The sequence below is a fragment of the Mediterraneibacter sp. 210702-DFI.3.120 genome (genome assembly GCF_020561005.1).
In the GTDB taxonomy this organism is placed as follows: domain Bacteria; phylum Bacillota; class Clostridia; order Lachnospirales; family Lachnospiraceae; genus Mediterraneibacter; species Mediterraneibacter faecis.
Genome location: NZ_JAJCNG010000020.1, coordinates 14219 through 32269 on the forward strand (window position 1 = coordinate 14219; position 18051 = coordinate 32269).

The 18051-nt window shown below is 43.8% G+C and carries 15 protein-coding genes and 1 other annotated feature; of the genes, 1 reads left to right on the forward strand and 14 read right to left on the reverse strand.

The window, feature by feature from the left end; genetic code table 11:
* Positions 1-14: 14 nt before the first annotated feature.
* Positions 15-1199, forward strand: coding sequence for a ribose-phosphate pyrophosphokinase (locus tag LI162_RS10960; RefSeq protein ID WP_020437206.1), 1185 nt, complete (start codon positions 15-17; stop codon positions 1197-1199).
* A 765-nt stretch (positions 1200-1964) separates the two neighbouring features.
* On the opposite strand, the gene rpoC is transcribed toward LI162_RS10960, so the two are convergent.
* The 14 genes from rpoC to LI162_RS11030 all read right to left on the reverse strand — a co-directional run bounded on the left by rpoC (position 1965) and on the right by LI162_RS11030 (position 18044).
* A complete protein-coding gene (gene rpoC, locus LI162_RS10965; protein ID WP_055157758.1) occupies positions 1965-5669 on the reverse strand; it encodes a DNA-directed RNA polymerase subunit beta' in 3705 nt (1234 codons plus the stop codon).
* An 18-nt stretch (positions 5670-5687) separates the two neighbouring features.
* Complete coding sequence (gene rpoB, locus LI162_RS10970) at positions 5688-9551, reverse strand: DNA-directed RNA polymerase subunit beta (protein ID WP_226901221.1); 3864 nt, start codon at positions 9549-9551, stop codon at positions 5688-5690.
* A gap of 284 nt (positions 9552-9835) precedes the next feature.
* Positions 9836-10999 carry a M20 family metallopeptidase gene (locus tag LI162_RS10975; RefSeq protein ID WP_055157762.1) on the reverse strand — a complete coding sequence of 388 codons (1164 nt, stop codon included), beginning with the start codon at positions 10997-10999 and terminating at the stop codon, positions 9836-9838.
* Between the two features lie 77 nt (positions 11000-11076).
* Positions 11077-11448 (reverse strand): 50S ribosomal protein L7/L12, encoded by a 372-nt coding sequence (rplL, locus tag LI162_RS10980; RefSeq protein ID WP_015528663.1) that lies wholly within the window; start codon positions 11446-11448, stop codon positions 11077-11079.
* A gap of 92 nt (positions 11449-11540) precedes the next feature.
* Entirely contained in the window at positions 11541-12074 is a 534-nt protein-coding gene (gene rplJ / locus LI162_RS10985; protein ID WP_020437213.1) for a 50S ribosomal protein L10, read from the reverse strand.
* A 60-nt stretch (positions 12075-12134) separates the two neighbouring features.
* Positions 12135-12276: a sequence feature (ribosomal protein L10 leader region), on the reverse strand.
* Between the two features lie 137 nt (positions 12277-12413).
* Entirely contained in the window at positions 12414-13106 is a 693-nt protein-coding gene (gene rplA, locus LI162_RS10990) for a 50S ribosomal protein L1 (protein ID WP_055157764.1), read from the reverse strand.
* 152 nt (positions 13107-13258) lie between these two features.
* Complete coding sequence (gene rplK / locus LI162_RS10995) at positions 13259-13684, reverse strand: 50S ribosomal protein L11 (protein ID WP_055157766.1); 426 nt, start codon at positions 13682-13684, stop codon at positions 13259-13261.
* A 52-nt stretch (positions 13685-13736) separates the two neighbouring features.
* Positions 13737-14255: a transcription termination/antitermination protein NusG gene (nusG, locus tag LI162_RS11000; RefSeq protein WP_015528660.1), complete on the reverse strand. Its 519-nt coding sequence runs from the start codon at positions 14253-14255 to the stop codon at positions 13737-13739.
* Between the two features lie 25 nt (positions 14256-14280).
* Entirely contained in the window at positions 14281-14478 is a 198-nt protein-coding gene (gene secE, locus LI162_RS11005) for a preprotein translocase subunit SecE (RefSeq protein ID WP_015528659.1), read from the reverse strand.
* 24 nt (positions 14479-14502) lie between these two features.
* The gene (rpmG, locus tag LI162_RS11010) at positions 14503-14652 is read right to left on the reverse strand and encodes a 50S ribosomal protein L33 (RefSeq protein ID WP_054753150.1); all 150 of its coding nucleotides are present in this window, start codon (positions 14650-14652) and stop codon (positions 14503-14505) included.
* A gap of 202 nt (positions 14653-14854) precedes the next feature.
* Entirely contained in the window at positions 14855-16021 is a 1167-nt protein-coding gene (locus tag LI162_RS11015; RefSeq protein WP_055157768.1) for an ATP-binding protein, read from the reverse strand.
* Between the two features lie 17 nt (positions 16022-16038).
* A complete protein-coding gene (locus LI162_RS11020; RefSeq protein WP_226861247.1) occupies positions 16039-16803 on the reverse strand; it encodes a tRNA threonylcarbamoyladenosine dehydratase in 765 nt (254 codons plus the stop codon).
* A 25-nt stretch (positions 16804-16828) separates the two neighbouring features.
* Positions 16829-17551 carry a J domain-containing protein gene (locus tag LI162_RS11025; RefSeq protein ID WP_196020909.1) on the reverse strand — a complete coding sequence of 241 codons (723 nt, stop codon included), beginning with the start codon at positions 17549-17551 and terminating at the stop codon, positions 16829-16831.
* Positions 17552-17636: 85 nt separating this feature from the next.
* A complete protein-coding gene (locus LI162_RS11030) occupies positions 17637-18044 on the reverse strand; it encodes a hypothetical protein (protein ID WP_055171576.1) in 408 nt (135 codons plus the stop codon).
* Between the last annotated feature and the right edge of the window lie 7 nt (positions 18045-18051).

The following is an 18051-nucleotide window of genomic DNA, read 5'->3' on the forward strand; positions in this document are numbered from 1 at the left end:
GAGGATTATGACTCATGTTAAGTCGTTCAGAACGTATCTTGGAGAACATACCAGTAGGAAGCCTTGGAATCATTCCTTTACTTGGCTGTGAAGAGCTTGGAAATAAGGTAAATGATTACCTTGTTAAATGGCGCCGCGAAAGCGCTCACGAGCACAAGAATGATGTTGCTTTCTCCGGATATGAGAAAGAGAATTATCTGATTAATGCCAGCGTACCGCGTTTCGGTTCTGGTGAAGCCAAAGGTATCCTTGGAGAATCCGTACGTGGAAAGGATATATACCTGATGGTCGATGTATGTAATTACAATGTTACTTACTCTCTGACAGGAAACACAAACCATATGTCACCGGATGACCATTTTCAGAACTTAAAGAGAATCATTGCTGCTGTAGGTGGTAAGGGACGCCGTATTAACGTTATTATGCCATTCCTTTATGAAAGCCGTCAGCATAAGAGAACTTCCCGTGAATCTCTTGACTGCGCACTTGCGCTTCAGGAGCTTGTCCGTATGGGAGTTGACAATATTATCACTTTTGATGCTCATGACCCTCGTGTATCAAATGCGATTCCGCTGAGTGGATTTGAGACAATCTCACCAACTTATCAGTTCATCAAAGGTCTTCTTCGCAAGGTAAAGGATCTTCAGATCGACAGTGAACATATGATGGCGATTAGTCCGGATGAAGGTGGTACAAACCGTGCTGTATATCTTGCAAACGTTCTTGGTCTGGATATGGGTATGTTCTACAAACGCCGTGATTACACTCAGATTGTAAACGGACGTAACCCTATCGTTGCTCATGAGTTCCTTGGAAGCTCTGTAGAGGGCAAAGATGTAATTATTATTGATGATATGATTTCTTCCGGAGACAGTATCATTGAAGTTGCTACAGAATTAAAGAGACGTAAAGCAAAACGTATCTTTGCCGCTGCTACTTTTGGTCTGTTTACTAACGGAATGGAGAAGTTTGACAAAGCTTATGAAGAAGGTATTATTGATGGTATCCTGACAACAAACCTCATCTATCAGACACCAAACCTTCTTTCAAAACCATATTATATCAACTGTGATATGAGCAAGTACATTGCTCTGATCATTGATACTCTGAATCATGACGGATCACTGAGCGAGATTCTCAGTCCGAATGAGCGTATTCAGAATGTACTTCAGAAATACAAAAATGGTGAAACTATCTAATTAAAGATTTAGCGTAGAGATCATTTTACTGATATATGGACGAAAACTGAAAATATTATTTTAGAGAGTTGATTGTTAGAAGATGGGCATAGGAACGCCGACTCAGGGTTACGCATACTGTTCATACTAAGAAAAACAACAGACTGCTAAAAGCAAAGAAAGGATTGACAAACTCGCTGCCGCTCAGACAGCTGTCAATCCTTTCTTTAACGCAATCTATTGTTTTTCAAGTATGAGCAAGCATGCTCCACATTCGTCTGCGTCCCTATACCCATCTTCTAACATAAAGCTCCGCGAAGCTCATATTTTCTGTTTTCTGTTTATTGAAAAAAACGATTTCAACGCTAAATTTTATTAGCTACAAAAAACGTTTGAGATATGGATATCATTCTAGGGAATTTCCGTTGCGCCTACTTCTCAAGTAAAGTTCTTCTTTCGAGAGAGTAGAAATCAGATAGCGCAGAAAAACTTACTGATAGATAGACGTTGAGGGTTTGATTCAGATGACTGTTCTGTGTGCTTGGAAAGACTTAAAAAACGAAAGATTACGTTAAAGCAGTGCGAGGCTACTGTCTGAAGCGGCAGCGAGTTTGCCGAGCACTGCTTTGCTCTTAGTAATCTTTCGTTTTTCTTAGTCTTTCCTGTATACAGAACCCGGAGCCTGCATCAAACCCTCGACGTCTGTCTATTCGAATAAACTCTATATGCGATATCTGATTTTGTCCGAACTCGAAAAAGAATCTCTACGATAAATCTCTAATTATCTTATTCTTCTGTAGACTCATCAGTTTCTGCTACTGCTTCTTCAACTGCATCTGCACTTTCGTCTGCAACAGCTTCTTCTGCGAACTCATCTGTCAGATCAACATTCTCATCAAGATCGATATCATCTTCAAGATCCAGTTCATCTTCCATCTTAATATCTGTGTTGAGTTTTACATCACGGTACTTCTTCATACCTGTTCCGGCAGGAATATGTTTACCGATGATAACGTTCTCTTTCAAACCAACCAGATGGTCAACTTTACCCTTGATAGCTGCTTCTGTCAGAACCTTTGTTGTCTCCTGGAAGGAAGCGGCTGACAGGAAGGATTCTGTTGCCAGAGAAGCCTTTGTGATACCAAGCATGATCTGCTCTCCGGTAGCCGGCTCTTTTCCTTCTGCAACAAGCTGCTCGTTTACTTCTTCGAAGTCAAGAACGTCTACCATTGTTCCAGGCAGGAACTCTGTATCACCCTTCTCTTCGATTCTGATCTTCTTCAGCATCTGACGAACGATAACCTCGATATGCTTATCGTTGATCTCAACACCCTGGAGACGGTATACACGCTGTACTTCCTGGAGCATATAATCCTGTGTTGCACGAAGTCCTTTGATTTTCAGGATATCATGTGGATTTACGCTACCTTCTGTAAGCTCATCTCCGGCTTCAAGCATAACGCCGTCCTGTACTTTGATACGTGATCCGTAAGGAATAAGATAGGATTTGGATTCTCCTGTCTCTTCGTTTGTAACGATAACCTCACGTTTCTTCTTTGTATCACTGAGTGTTGCACGTCCTGCGATCTCTGTGATGATGGCAAGTCCCTTAGGTCTTCTTGCCTCGAAAAGCTCCTCGACACGAGGAAGACCCTGTGTGATATCGTCACCGGCAACTCCACCATTATGGAATGTACGCATAGTAAGCTGTGTACCTGGTTCTCCGATTGACTGAGCGGCCATGATTCCGACTGCCTCACCAACCTGAACTGCCTCACCTGTTGCCATGTTCGCACCATAACATTTGGAGCATACACCGTTCTTACATTTACATGTAAGAATTGTACGGATCTTAACCTGCTCAAGAGGATTTCCGTTCTCGTCAACACCTTTCTTCATCACGCGCTCTGCACGACGAGGTGTAATCATATGGTTTGCTTTTACAAGGACGTTTCCGTCTTTATCTTTAAGATCCTCAGCAGCAAATCTTCCTGTGATACGATCCTGAAGGCTCTCAATCTCTTCATTTCCATCCATGAATGCAGATACATACATTCCCGGAATCGGCTGACCCGGTTTTGCACAATCTGCATCGTGAATGATAAGCTCCTGAGATACGTCTACAAGACGTCTTGTCAGGTAACCGGAATCGGCTGTACGAAGAGCTGTATCGGCCATTCCTTTTCGAGCTCCATGGGCAGACATGAAGTATTCCAGTACGTCAAGACCTTCACGGAAGTTTGACTTGATAGGCAACTCGATTGTACGACCTGTTGTATCAGCCATAAGTCCACGCATACCTGCAAGCTGTTTGATCTGCTTGTCAGATCCACGGGCTCCAGAATCTGCCATCATGAAGATGTTATTGTATTTATCAAGACCTGTCAGCAGTGCCTCTGTCAGTTTATCATCAGTTGCTTTCCATGTCTCAACAACTTCTTTGTAACGCTCTTCCTCTGTGATAAGACCACGTTTATAGTTCTTTGTGATCTTGTCTACTGTATCCTGTGCTTCCTGCATCATCTGCGGTTTCTGCGGTGGTACAGTCATATCGGAAATGGATACTGTCATAGCTGCTCTTGTAGAGAACTTGTATCCGATTGCCTTAACATCATCAAGAACTTCTGCTGTCTGTGTAGCTCCATGAGTGTTGATAACTTTCTCAAGGATCTGCTTCAGCTGTTTCTTACCAACATGGAAGTCAATTTCCATCTTAAGTTCATTTCCCTCAACCTCACGGTCTACAAAACCAAGATCCTGTGGAATGATCTCGTTAAACAGGAGACGACCAAGTGTTGCGTCGATAGTTCCTGTCTTCTCTTCTCCATTTGCAAGAGTCTTTGTCACACGTACTTTAATCTGTGAGTGAAGTGTGATATATCCATTCTCGTATGCAAGAATAGCCTCGTTCACGCTCTTAAAGAACATGCCCTCTCCCTTTGCACCAGGACGAAGCTGAGTCAGATAGTAAATACCAAGTACCATATCCTGTGAAGGAACGGCTACCGGACCACCATCAGATGGTTTCAGCAAGTTGTTTGGTGAAAGAAGAAGGAAACGGCACTCTGCCTGTGCTTCCTGTGACAGCGGTACATGGACAGCCATCTGGTCTCCATCGAAATCGGCATTGTAAGCTGTACATACCAGTGGATGAAGCTTGATTGCCTTACCTTCTACAAGGATTGGCTCGAATGCCTGGATACCAAGTCTATGCAGAGTAGGGGCACGGTTCAGCATAACCGGATGCTCTTTGATTACTTCTTCAAGCACATCCCATACCTCTGGCTGAAGTCTCTCGACCATTTTCTTTGCATTTTTGATATTGTGTGCTGTTCCGTTCGCTACAAGCTCTTTCATAACGAATGGCTTGAACAGCTCGATTGCCATCTCTTTCGGCAGACCACACTGATAGATCTTCAGTTCTGGTCCAACGACGATAACAGAACGTCCTGAATAGTCAACACGTTTTCCAAGCAGGTTCTGACGGAAACGTCCGGACTTACCTTTCAGCATGTCAGACAGAGACTTGAGTGCTCTGTTTCCAGGTCCTGTTACCGGACGTCCACGACGTCCGTTATCGATCAGCGCATCAACAGCTTCCTGAAGCATACGCTTCTCGTTTCTTACGATAATATCTGGTGCTCCCAGTTCAAGGAGTCTTCTCAGACGGTTATTTCTGTTAATGATTCTTCTGTACAGATCATTCAGGTCAGATGTTGCAAAACGTCCTCCATCCAGCTGTACCATAGGACGCAGATCCGGCGGGATAACCGGGATAGCTGTAAGGATCATCCACTCCGGTCTGTTTCCGGACTCACGGAATGCTTCTACAACTTCCAGACGTTTTACAATTCTCGCACGCTTCTGTCCTGTTGCATTCTCCAAGCCTGCCTGAAGTTCTGCATATTCTTTCTCAAGGTCAATAGACTCAAGAAGCTCTTTGATGGATTCAGCACCCATACCTACACGGAATGCATGTCTTCCCCATTTTTCCTTTGCTTCCTGATACTCTGCCTCTGAAAGAATCTGCTTGTAAGAGAGATCTGTCTCTCCCTTATCAAGCACGATGTAAGAAGCAAAGTAAAGTACTCTCTCCAGTGTTCTTGGAGAAATGTCAAGGATCAGACCCATACGGCTCGGAATTCCTTTGAAGTACCAGATATGGGATACCGGTGCTGCCAGAGCGATGTGTCCCATACGCTCACGACGAACACTGGCCTTTGTAACCTCAACACCACAGCGATCACATACAACACCCTTATAACGGATCTTTTTGTATTTACCGCAGTGACACTCCCAGTCTTTGCTTGGTCCGAAGATTCTCTCACAGAAAAGTCCGTCCTTCTCCGGCTTCAAAGTCCTGTAGTTGATGGTCTCCGGCTTTGTTACCTCACCTCTGGACCACTCCAGGATTTTTTCAGGTGAAGCCAGGCCGATCTTAATCGCATCAAATGTTAACGGTTCATATTGTTGTTCATTGTTATTTGGCATAAAAACGGCTCCTCCTTATTATTCCTCACCCAGGTAATCATCATCATCAAAACTTAAGTTCTCAAGATCGCTGTCGTCCGGCTCTTCGTCCAGTTCAACATCTTCCAGTTCTTCTCCGACAAACTCCTTCTCTGTGAATCCATGATCTCCGAAAGATTCATTCTCATCACGATACTTTCTGTCTCCTTCGATGATATGACGCAGGTCTGTCTCACCATAATCAACGCTCTCCATGATCTTAACCTCTGTATTGTCATCACGCAGTACGCGGACATCCAGAGCAAGTGACTGGAGCTCTTTAAGAAGAACCTTAAATGACTCAGGAACTCCTGGTTCAGGAATATTCTCTCCCTTAATAATTGCCTCATATGTCTTCACACGTCCTACAACGTCGTCAGACTTCACTGTCAGGATCTCCTGCAGTGTATAAGATGCACCATAAGCCTCCAGGGCCCATACCTCCATCTCTCCGAAACGCTGTCCACCGAACTGAGCTTTTCCACCCAGCGGCTGCTGTGTTACGAGAGAGTAAGGACCAGTAGAACGAGCATGGATCTTGTCGTCTACCAGATGATGCAGTTTCAGATAATGCATGTGTCCGATTGTTACCGGGCTGTCGAAGTACTCTCCTGTACGTCCGTCACGAAGACGAACTTTACCGTCTCTTGACAGCGGAACACCCTTCCAGAGTTCTCTGTGATCTCTGTTCTCAGACAGGAACTGGAGAACTTCCGGACGAAGCTCTTCGCCATGTTTCTTCTCGAACTCATCCCACTCAAGGTTTACATAATCATTTGCCAGATCCAGTGTATCCATGATATCGTTCTCGTTCGCACCTGCGAATACAGGAGTTGATACGTTGAATCCAAGTGCTTTTGCTGCAAGACTCAGATGAATCTCGAGCACCTGTCCGATGTTCATACGGGAAGGCACACCCAGTGGATTCAGCACGATATCCAGAGGACGTCCATTCGGAAGGAATGGCATATCTTCTACTGGAAGTACACGGGAAACAACACCCTTGTTTCCATGTCGTCCGGCCATCTTATCACCAACGGAGATCTTTCTCTTCTGAGCGATGTAAATACGAACTGCCTGATTTACTCCAGGTGACAGCTCATCTCCGTTTTCTCTTGTAAATACTTTGGCATCTACTACGATACCATATTCTCCATGAGGTACTTTCAGAGATGTATCTCTTACCTCACGTGCTTTCTCACCGAAGATTGCACGAAGCAGTCTCTCTTCAGCAGTCAGCTCTGTCTCTCCCTTTGGAGTTACTTTTCCGACAAGGATATCTCCGGCACGAACCTCAGCACCGATACGGATGATTCCTCTCTCATCCAGATCTTTCAGTGCATCATCACCAACACCTGGGATGTCTCTTGTGATCTCTTCTGGTCCGAGCTTTGTATCTCTTGCTTCTGCTTCATATTCTTCAATATGAACAGATGTGTAGACATCATCCTGAACCAGTCTCTCACTTAAGAGAACAGCATCCTCGTAGTTGTAACCTTCCCATGTCATGAATCCGATCAGTGGGTTCTTACCAAGAGCCATCTCTCCGCCGGATGTAGACGGTCCATCAGCGATAACCTGTCCTGCCTCAACGCGTTCACCTTTGTCAACAATTGGTCTCTGGTTGTAGCAGTTGCTCTGGTTACTTCTCTGGAATTTTGTCAGTTTATATGTTTTCTTTGTTCCGTCATCATGTCTGATTGTGATGCTTGTAGATGTAGAGCTTTCAACCACACCAGCCTGCTCTGCAACTTCAGCCACACCGGAGTCAACAGCTGTCTTAACTTCCATACCTGTTCCGACTACCGGAGCTTCTGTTGTAAGAAGCGGTACTGCCTGACGCTGCATGTTAGATCCCATCAGCGCACGGTTAGCATCATCGTTCTGAAGGAACGGAATCAACGCTGTAGCCACGGAGAACACCATCTTAGGTGATACGTCCATGTAATCGAATTTATTTCTTTCGTAGTCCTGTGTTTCCTCAAGGTAACGACCGGATACGTTCTTATTAATGAAATGACCTTCTTCATCAAGAGGTGTATTCGCCTGTGCTACATGGTAATTATCCTCTTCATCAGCAGTCATATATACAACTTCATCTGTAACAACCGGGTTCATCGGATCTGTCTTGTCAACTTTACGGTATGGTGCTTCGATAAATCCATACTCGTTGATTCTCGCATAACATGCAAGGGAGTTGATCAGACCGATGTTAGGACCTTCAGGAGTCTCGATAGGACACATTCTTCCATAGTGAGAGTAGTGAACGTCGCGGACCTCGAATCCTGCACGGTCTCTTGACAGACCTCCAGGACCAAGTGCGGAGAGACGTCTCTTATGTGTCAGCTCTCCAAGCGGGTTGTTCTGATCCATGAACTGTGACAGCTGGGAAGATCCGAAGAATTCCTTCACTGCTGCTGTTACAGGCTTAATGTTGATCAGGGACTGTGGTGAAATACCATCCTGATCCTGTGTTGTCATTCTCTCACGAACAACTCTTTCCAGTCTGGACAGACCGATTCTGTACTGGTTCTGAAGAAGTTCTCCAACCGCACGGATACGTCTGTTACCCAGATGGTCGATATCATCATCATTTCCCATGCCATATTCAAGATGCATGTTGTAGTTGATAGATGCAAAAATATCTTCCTTTGTGATGTGCTTTGGAATCAGATCATGAAGATCTCTCTTAATCAGTCTCTTCATCTCATCTACATCACCTGCAGATTCTTCAATGATTCCTGCAAGAACCGGATAATATACCTGCTCTGTCACGCCAACCTCAGCCGGATCAATATCAACAACAGCCTGGAGGTCAACCATCATATTGGAAAGGACCTTGATATTTCTGGAAGTCTCTTCACCCTCTACCCAGATGTACGGTACTGCCGCATTCTGGATCATATCAGCAATCTCACGAGTAATCTTTGTTCCCTTTTCAGCAACAACTTCACCTGTGATTGCACTTACAGCATCCTCAGCGAGGATCTGTCCTGATACACGGTTCTTAAGAAGAAGCTTCTTATTAAACTTATAACGTCCAACTTTGGCAAGATCATAACGTCTTGGATCAAAGAACATGCTTGTGATCAGGCTTTCTGCACTGTCTACTGCCAGCGGCTCGCCCGGACGGATCTTCTTATAGAGCTCTAACAGACCTTCCTGGTAGTTCTCAGAAGTATCTTTTCCAAAACTTGCAAGAAGTTTTGGCTCTTCACCAAAGAGTTCAATGATTTCTGCATTTGTACCTACTCCAAGTGCACGGATCAGAACTGTGATCGGCACTTTTCTTGTACGGTCTACACGTACATAGAAAACGTCATTGGAGTCAGTCTCATATTCCAGCCATGCTCCACGGTTCGGGATAACAGTTGCTGAATAAAGCTTCTTACCGAACTTATCATGTGCGATTCCATAATAAATACCCGGGGAACGCACAAGCTGGCTGACGATAACACGCTCAGCACCATTGATAACAAAAGTACCTGTCTTTGTCATCAGCGGAAGATCTCCCATAAAGATCTCATGCTCGTTAATCTCATCAGTTTCCTTATTATAAAGCCTTACTCTGACTTTCAGAGGTGCTGCATAAGTTGCATCACGTTCTTTACACTCATCAATCGTATATTTTGCATCTTCCTCGCAGAGTGTAAAATCCACAAATTCCAGACTCAGATGACCATTGTAATCTGCGATCGGGGAAATATCATCGAATACCTCTTTCAGTCCTTTGTCAAGAAACCACTGATAGGAATCTTTCTGAACTTCAATGAGGTTAGGCATCTCCAATACTTCTTGCTGCCTGGAATAGCTCATGCGGAAGCTTTTTCCGGTTTTGATGGGACGAATTCTGTTTTTCTCCATTGACGTTTCACTCCTCATTTATTGTTTTTGCAGGCAATAAACTGCCTTTTACGAGTTCCAGTTATATAAAAATGAAAAGAGCCTTGCGACAGTATTCTCTGTCACTATATGGCATACCTTTCCATAATAGCGCATTTTTTACTATATCACAAAGCTCTTTTTATTGTCAACATGATTCTTGTGTTTTTTTATATTTTTCTTGACTTTTTTCTCAAGATATGTTATATCTTCCGCTATTCTAAGCTTTTTCCTTTTGAACAGTATCTTTTTTTCAGAAATAACTTCTATATCATATCTTCATAAAGACAGATCAGTTCACGATAAACCTGAACGCACCGCTCAATATCCGCAATTTCAACATACTCATCCGGTTTATGAGCCTGTGCAAGATTTCCCGGCCCATAAGACATACAATTCAGATTTCCCAAAAGACCTGCCACAACTGCTGTGTCTGTATAACCCGTGAACGCTGACACAACCGGATCTTTTCCAGTAACTTTTTTCACTGATTCAGATAAAGCTTTCATAAGACCTGACTCCATGTGTGTCTCCACCGGTGGTCTGTCACCTGTAATCTTATAAGAACCCTTTACACCCGGAACTGCATTTTCCCCAATTTCAATTGCTTTTCGAACAATCTTTTCTGCCCCTTGTGTATTCATCGGCGGAACAAGACGCATATCTATCGTCACCATACTGTGATCTGATACTACATACGGACTGTATCCTCCGGAAATCTGTCCAAATGTAACCGTAGACTTTCCAAGTTCTTCATGTGTCGGTACTTTTGCCATCGCTTTTCGGATCTCTGCGATCATAAATGCGATTCCGGCGATTGCATCTGCCCCCTTCTCCGGCATACTCGCATGTGCAGTAATACCTTCCACACTAAGTTCAAACCAGGTTCTCCCTTTGTGAGCCATCTGAATCATTCCGGAAGTCGGTTCCATATCAAGAACCCAGTCTTCCTTCTGAATCCATCCTTGTTGCACTGCTGCTTCTGACCCTTTCATATCTGCTTCCTCGTCTACAGTTCCGATAAAGACTAATGTTCCCGGAAGTTTTTCTATATCCTCAGCATTCTCTTTCTGTGATTTTGCCACCTCCGCAAATGCTGTCAACGCACTTGCAAGTCCTGACTTCATATCACAAGCTCCTCGTCCCCAGATTTTCCCATCTGAAACTTCTGCGCCGAATGCATTCTTTGTCCATCCTTCGCCCTTAACAACCGTATCCATGTGACAGATAAATACCAGTGCCGGATGCGCTTTCGCACCTTTCACAACACCTTTTACAATTTTTCTTCCCGGCTCTACTTCGTAAGTCTCTGTATCTGCTCCACTCTCTTTCAAATAGTCGCAGATATATTCACCAATCTCGGTTTCCCAGCTTCCCGGATCCGTACTTTCTATCTTAATCAGCTCTCTCGTCAACTCAACTGCATCCATTTCTAACGCCTCTTTCGCAAAAAGACCGCAGAAGCATATCATCTTCTGCGGTCGGAATAAACTTATATTCAGGAAAATTATTTAAGAGTAACCTCTGCTCCCTGCTCTTCAAGTTTAGTTTTGATTTCCTCAGCCTCTGCTTTAGAAACTGCCTCTTTAACTACCTTCGGAGCTCCGTCTACAAGCTCTTTAGCTTCTTTAAGTCCAAGACCTGTGATCTCACGAACAGCCTTGATAACTTTTACTTTAGATGCTCCAGCGGATGTAAGCTCTACGTCGAACTCATCTTTCTCTGCTGCTCCTGCACCCTCAGCTGCTGCTGCAACTACAACGCCTGCTGCTGCAGATACGCCGAACTCTTCTTCACAAGCTTTAACAAGCTCGTTTAACTCTAATACTGATAACTCTTTGATCGCTTCGATCATTTCAGCTGTTGTCAATTTAGCCATTTTAAATATCCTCCATTTTTCTTTTCATTCTTAATTAATTAGATGAGCATCTGCTCATATGTGCTGTCTGTATCCAGATCAGCTGACGCATATTACTCTGCGTCTGTTGCTGTCTCCTCTGCTGCTTCTGCTGGAGCCGCTTCTCCACCCTGCTCTGCGATCTGTTTGATAACACGAGCAAAGTTTGTGATAGGTGACTGTAAGCTTCCAAGCAACTTGGAAAGCAGTTCGTCTCTTGAAGGGATCTTAGCAAGTTCAGAAATACCTGCTACATCATATGCTGTTCCTTCAACTACACCACCCTTAAGTTCAAGTGCCGGAGCATCCTGTGCAAATTTGTAAAGGATTCTTGCCGGTGCTGTTGCGTCATCTTTAGAAATAGCAATAGCGCTTGGTCCTTCCAGGCAGTCATCAAGGGCTGCAAATTCAGTACCCTCGAAAGCTCTCTTCATCATTGTGTTCTTGTAAACTTTGTAGATCACACCAGCTTCTCTAAGCTGTTTACGAAGCTCTGTATCCTGAGCAACTGTAAGTCCACGGTAATCAACGAGAACTACTGACTGAGCGTCTTTAATCTCTTCTGCAATCTTGTCAACGATTGGCTGTTTTACTTCAACCTTTGCCACTTTTCGGTACACCTCCTTATATTATTCGTGTACTGCCAAAGTTCCCAGCAGATCACTCTGCTGAAACTAAAAAAATCTCCAGGTCCAAAGACGTGGAGGTTCTACAAATTCATACGCATGTAAAAATTCATTCTTCCTCGGTAGGCGTTCATAACTTACGCTTTTCAGCACCTACTGTCTTCGGCAGTTGCTAGGCTATAATACCATGTTATTTTCCATATGTCAAGCCTATTTTTCATCTTTTTCTTTTTTCTTTTTCAAAACTCTTTTTCAAAAGAGGATCCGCCGAAAGCAGATCCTCCTCTATGACAGTCTCGCAACTGTCTCTTTTACATTTTATTATGCAAGCTTAACCGGGTTAATCTTCACGCCAGGTCCCATTGTAGATGTAAGAGTTACACTCTTCATGTACTGACCTTTAACAGCGGCTGGTCTAACCTTGTTGATTGCATCGATAAGCGTCTGGAAGTTGTCCGCTAACTGCTCCTCTGTAAAGGATGCTTTTCCGATCGGAACATGGATAATGTTTGTCTTGTCCAGTCTGTACTCAATCTTACCAGCTTTGATATCGTTGATAGCTTTTGTAACGTCCATTGTTACTGTACCAGCCTTCGGGTTTGGCATAAGTCCCTTAGGTCCGAGTACACGTCCAAGACGTCCAACAACACCCATCATATCCGGTGTAGCAACTACAACGTCGAAGTCAAGCCATCCCTCGTTCTGAATCTTCGGGATCAGTTCGTCTCCTCCAACGAAGTCAGCACCTGCTGCTTTTGCTTCCTCAGCCTTAGCGTCCTTAGCGAACACAAGGATGCGAACCTTCTTACCTGTTCCGTGTGGAAGAACTACAGCACCACGGATCTGCTGATCAGCGTGACGTCCGTCACAACCTGTTCTGATATGAGCCTCGATTGTCTCGTCAAACTTTGCTGTTGCTGATTTCTTTACTAATGCTACTGCTTCTGCAGGATCATAGAGATTTCCTCTTTCGATCAGTTTTGCAGCTTCGATATATTTTTTTCCTCGTTTCATTTTACAATAACCTCCTTGTGGTATTGGCGGGAACTTGCCCCTCCCACTTTATGAATTTACTAAACAATTGAACTCTCAGCGCTCTCTCCCCCGAGGACACCGGAAAAGGTCGGCTGATTGTATCCTACAATATAATCGTTATAAAATCTGGATTAGTCTTCTACAACTACACCCATGGAACGGCATGTTCCAGCGATCATGCTCTCAGCAGCCTCTACTGTAGCTGCGTTCAGGTCTGGCATCTTCATTTCAGCGATCTCTTTAACCTGAGCTTTTGTGATTGTAGCAACTTTTGTCTTGTTCGGTACACCAGAACCGGACTGAATCTTACAAGCTTTCTTAATAAGAACTGCTGCCGGTGGTGTCTTTGTGATGAAGCTGAAGCTTCTGTCATTGTAAACAGTGATTACTACAGGGATGATAAGATCTCCCTGATCTGCTGTTCTAGCATTGAACTGTTTTGTAAATTCTACGATGTTTACACCGTGCTGTCCAAGTGCAGGACCAACCGGTGGTGCCGGAGTTGCCTTTCCAGCAGGAATCTGTAATTTGATATATCCTTCTACTTTTTTTGCCATTTCAATTACCTCCTTGTGGTATTGGCGGGATTCTCATCCCTCCCACGCAATTTTAATCCATTTTCTTCACTTCTGAAAAACCAAGTTCAACCGGAGTTTCTCGGCCAAACAGCTCAACATTGATTGTCAGACTCTTCTTCTGTTCGTTGATTGTCTGAACAGCTCCAACTGTTCCTTCCCATGCACCGCTAAGTACAGTTACAACATCACCGATCTCAAGATCAAGGATCACCTCATCCTGTTTGATTCCAAGGTTCTCCATCTCACTCTCATCAAGCGGTACCGGCTTGGATCCAGGTCCGACGAATCCTGTAACACCTCTTGTGTTTCTTACAACATACCAAGTGTCATCATTCATGATCATGTGGATCATAACATATCCAGGAAACATCTTTCTCTGTACGACCTTTTCCACCCCATTACGTATCTCAGGTACTTCCTCAAGTGGAACACGAACTTCCAAAATCTGGTCTTCCAGATGACGAGTCTCAATTGTCTTGTCAATGTTTGCTTTTACTTTGTTCTCATACCCTGAATAGGTATGAACGACGTACCATTTTGCCTCTGACATAAAATCACCTTTCTGCTGCGATCAACTATTTCACTAAAAAGTCAATTCCATATCTCAAAAGCGCATCAACTACTGAGATCAGCGCTCCAAGCACTACGGAGACAGCAACAACTGCCGTGGTCTGTTTAGCAAGTGTATTCTTGTCTGGCCAAACGATCTTATTGAACTCTGCCTTAAGTCCTTTGAACCAGCTCTTTTTCTGAGTTTTTGTATTCTCACCCATAATTCCACTTCCTTTCGACAACAATTATTTTGTCTCTTTGTGCAGTGTGTGTGATTTGCAGAATCTGCAGTACTTCTTGGTTTCCATGCGTTCCGGATGAGTCTTCTTATCCTTTGTCATGTTGTAGTTACGGTTCTTGCATTCCGTACATTCCAGAGTAATTCTTGTGCGCACAACTTCCACCTCGCTTTTAATATATTCACCTACGTGTTGCTGATGGTTGCGAGCCATCAATTTTTAGGCATAAAAAAAAAGCCTACTTCCATTCGCCCAAACATTGTATCATGGGGACAAACAGAAGTCAAGCCTCTTTCTTAATTTTTCAATTTAGCATTTTTATATTCGCTGCTTTTTCATTTACATCCGCAGTTCCGTATCATTCACCTTGTTCTTCCAACTTCTCATCATAAGTGTCAAGGAAATGATGCTTCTCACCTTTTGACTTATACGCAACTACAGTATCCAGATTTACATTTTCAACACTCTTGAAAATATTTCCCTCCACGTATGGGTTCACCTTTTTCAGGGTTGCGATCAGTTCTTTGATCTCCATACGCTTGGAACGGTTCTCCTCATTATTACATGTCGTACATGTATCTGTGAACTTGCATGCGCACTGAATGAAATGCAGATCATTATAATCTCTCCATGCTTTAATATCATCCTCACGGACCATATACAGCGGACGGATCAGCTCCATCCCCTCGAAGTTTGTGCTGTGCAGCTTCGGCATCATCGTCTGTACCTGTGCCGAATAGAGCATTCCCATCAGGATTGTCTCTATCACATCATCATAATGATGTCCCAGTGCAATCTTGTTGCAGCCCATCTTCTGTGCATGACTGTACAAATATCCGCGGCGCATTCTTGCGCACAGGTAACATGGGGACTTTTCAATATTATAGACGGATTCAAAGATATCTGATTCAAAAATCTCAATCGGGATCTCCAGACGTCTTGCATTCTCCTCGATCACCTGGCGGTTCGCCGGGCTGTATCCCGGATCCATCACAAGGAATTTCACTTCAAAATCAAATTTATTATGACGCTTTAATTCCTGAAAAAGCTTTGCCATCAGCATGGAATCTTTTCCACCGGAGATGCAGACTGCAATTCTGTCTCCCGGTTTTACCAGCTCATACTCATTGATCGCCTTGGTAAACTTGCACCAGATGTTTTTTCTGAACTTCTTCCTTAAACTCTGCTCTACCTCTTTTGCGAAGTTCACTTCTTCTTTCGCATCCTCCGCCTCTTTTTGCTTCATCGTATCAATCAGCCAGGCAATATATCCGCCGTTCAGACTGACTGCATCAACACCTTTTTCTTCCAGTGTCTCTGCCACTTCCACACTATGCTCTCCTCTGCTGCAGCAGATGACCAGTTTCTTTGTAAAATCAATCTCCGGATGCCCATCAATTGCATCTTCCGCAACCGCAATCGCTCCCGGAATTGCTCCATGTGAAATCTCTGTCTCATTTCTGATATCCAGGATCTGATAACTATCTTTCTCCAGCTTGCGGAGTTCTTCTATTGAAATACCCATTTTCTCCCCCCGTTATCCTATTTTTTCTTAATTCCTGCCAGATCTTTTACAACTTCTCCTGCAATGATCAGACCGGCTACAGATGGTACAAACGCAACACTTCCAGGAATATCCCGGCGCTCGGTACATTTATGTTCTGCTCCCGGCGGACAAATACAGTTTGCACGACAACTGATAGACATATCTTCCAACGGCCGGGTTGGCTGTTCTTCTGAATAAACTACCTTCAGCTTCTTCACACCGCGCTTCTTCAATTCACGGCGCATCACCTTTGCCAGCGGACACACCTTCGTCTTATAGATATCCGCCACGCGAAAGGCACTTGCATCCAGCTTATTCCCCGCCCCCATACTGCTGATGATCGGCACATTCAGTTCTTTACACTTCATGACAAGCGCAATCTTAGCCGTCACAGTATCTACTGCATCCACAACATAATCATATTCTTCAAAAGGGAATTCATCTGCAGTATCTGGCAAAAAAAAGCAATTGTGAATATTCACCTCTGCCTTCGGATTAATCTCCAGAATTCTGTCTTTCATCACATCTGTTTTATATTTTCCAACTGTTTTTCTCGTTGCAATGATCTGACGATTCAAGTTCGTCAGACACACTTTATCATCATCGATCAAGTCAAATTTTCCTACACCACTTCTTACAAGTGCCTCACAGACATAGCCGCCGACACCACCGATACCAAATACTGCAACGCGGGCATCTTCCAGCTTGTTCATTGCTTCCTTGCCTAAAAGCAGTTCTGTTCTCGAAAACTGTGTTAACATTCTCGGTTCTCCTCTTCTATTCCTCTTACATAAATGTTCCGCCGCCCGGACCGCCTCCCAGGCACAGTCCGCCACCGTTACAGCAAATATTGCACATCAGATTGGCAATACATAATTTCACGCACCAGCTGCTATTATAGGTTCCGGGATATCCGTACATCGTCTGTCTTGTCTGATACCAGTTTCCTCCACCTTCCAGCTGTTGAAGCAACATCTGATACTGCATATTCTGTGGCTCCAGACGAACTGCTTCTCTCGCATGTTCCAATGCGGTCACGTTATTTCCTAATCCGGAATTCGCCGATGCGCTGTAGAAATACCATCTTGCACTATGCTGACTGATTCCGTCAAGTACGTTAAGAGCCTCTTTATAATGTCCGCTTCGTATGTAATTAGCTGCCGCATTCAGATGTGCATCTTCCTCACTCATCCCGGAAGTTCTACCCGTACTTCCTGCTGAACCATATCCATAAGAACCAAAACCGCCGAATCCTCCAAACGGGTCGTAACCTCCATAACCTGAACCATCACTCGAACCATATCCGGAAGTATATCCTTTTTCGCGTTCATCCATAATCTGCTGATAAGCCTGCTGCACTTCCTTAAACTTCGCCTCAGCCTCATCTTTCTTCGGATTATTGATATTCGCATCCGGATGATATTGTCTGCTCAGCTTTCGATAAGCTTTCTTCACATCCTCATCCGTAGCATTTCTGTCTACACCTAATATACTGTATGGATCTGACATCCTTCCCGTCCTCTCATTCTTTCTCTCGCATTCATTCTAACACGCACTACCTATCATAACAGATGGTTTCTCTCCAGTAAACACATCAACTCTTCTTAATAAATGTTGTTCCACACTTCGGGCATCGGATCTCAATCTTTCCTTTCCCCTTCGGAATACGAATCTTCTGTTTGCACCCCGGACATTTATAAATATGATATGCCTTTCTTTGCGCCAGACTGTTCTTCTGCTGCTGAATATAAGTCCTAATCTTGTATGTCTTTGCAAGATACTTCTGATTTTCCGCATATCGTTTAGATATATTTTTGGAAAATATACGGAAATAACAATAAATGATCAATACCCATCCAAGTAAATAGAATAATGATCCTGCCCTTCCCCCTGCAAAAAATGAGGACAAGAGTACTACTACCAGTCCAGCAATGAGCAGACCTTTAGAAAACTGATCCACACCATATCTGCCCTGCATAAAACGTAAAAATTTTTCTTTCATACAAATC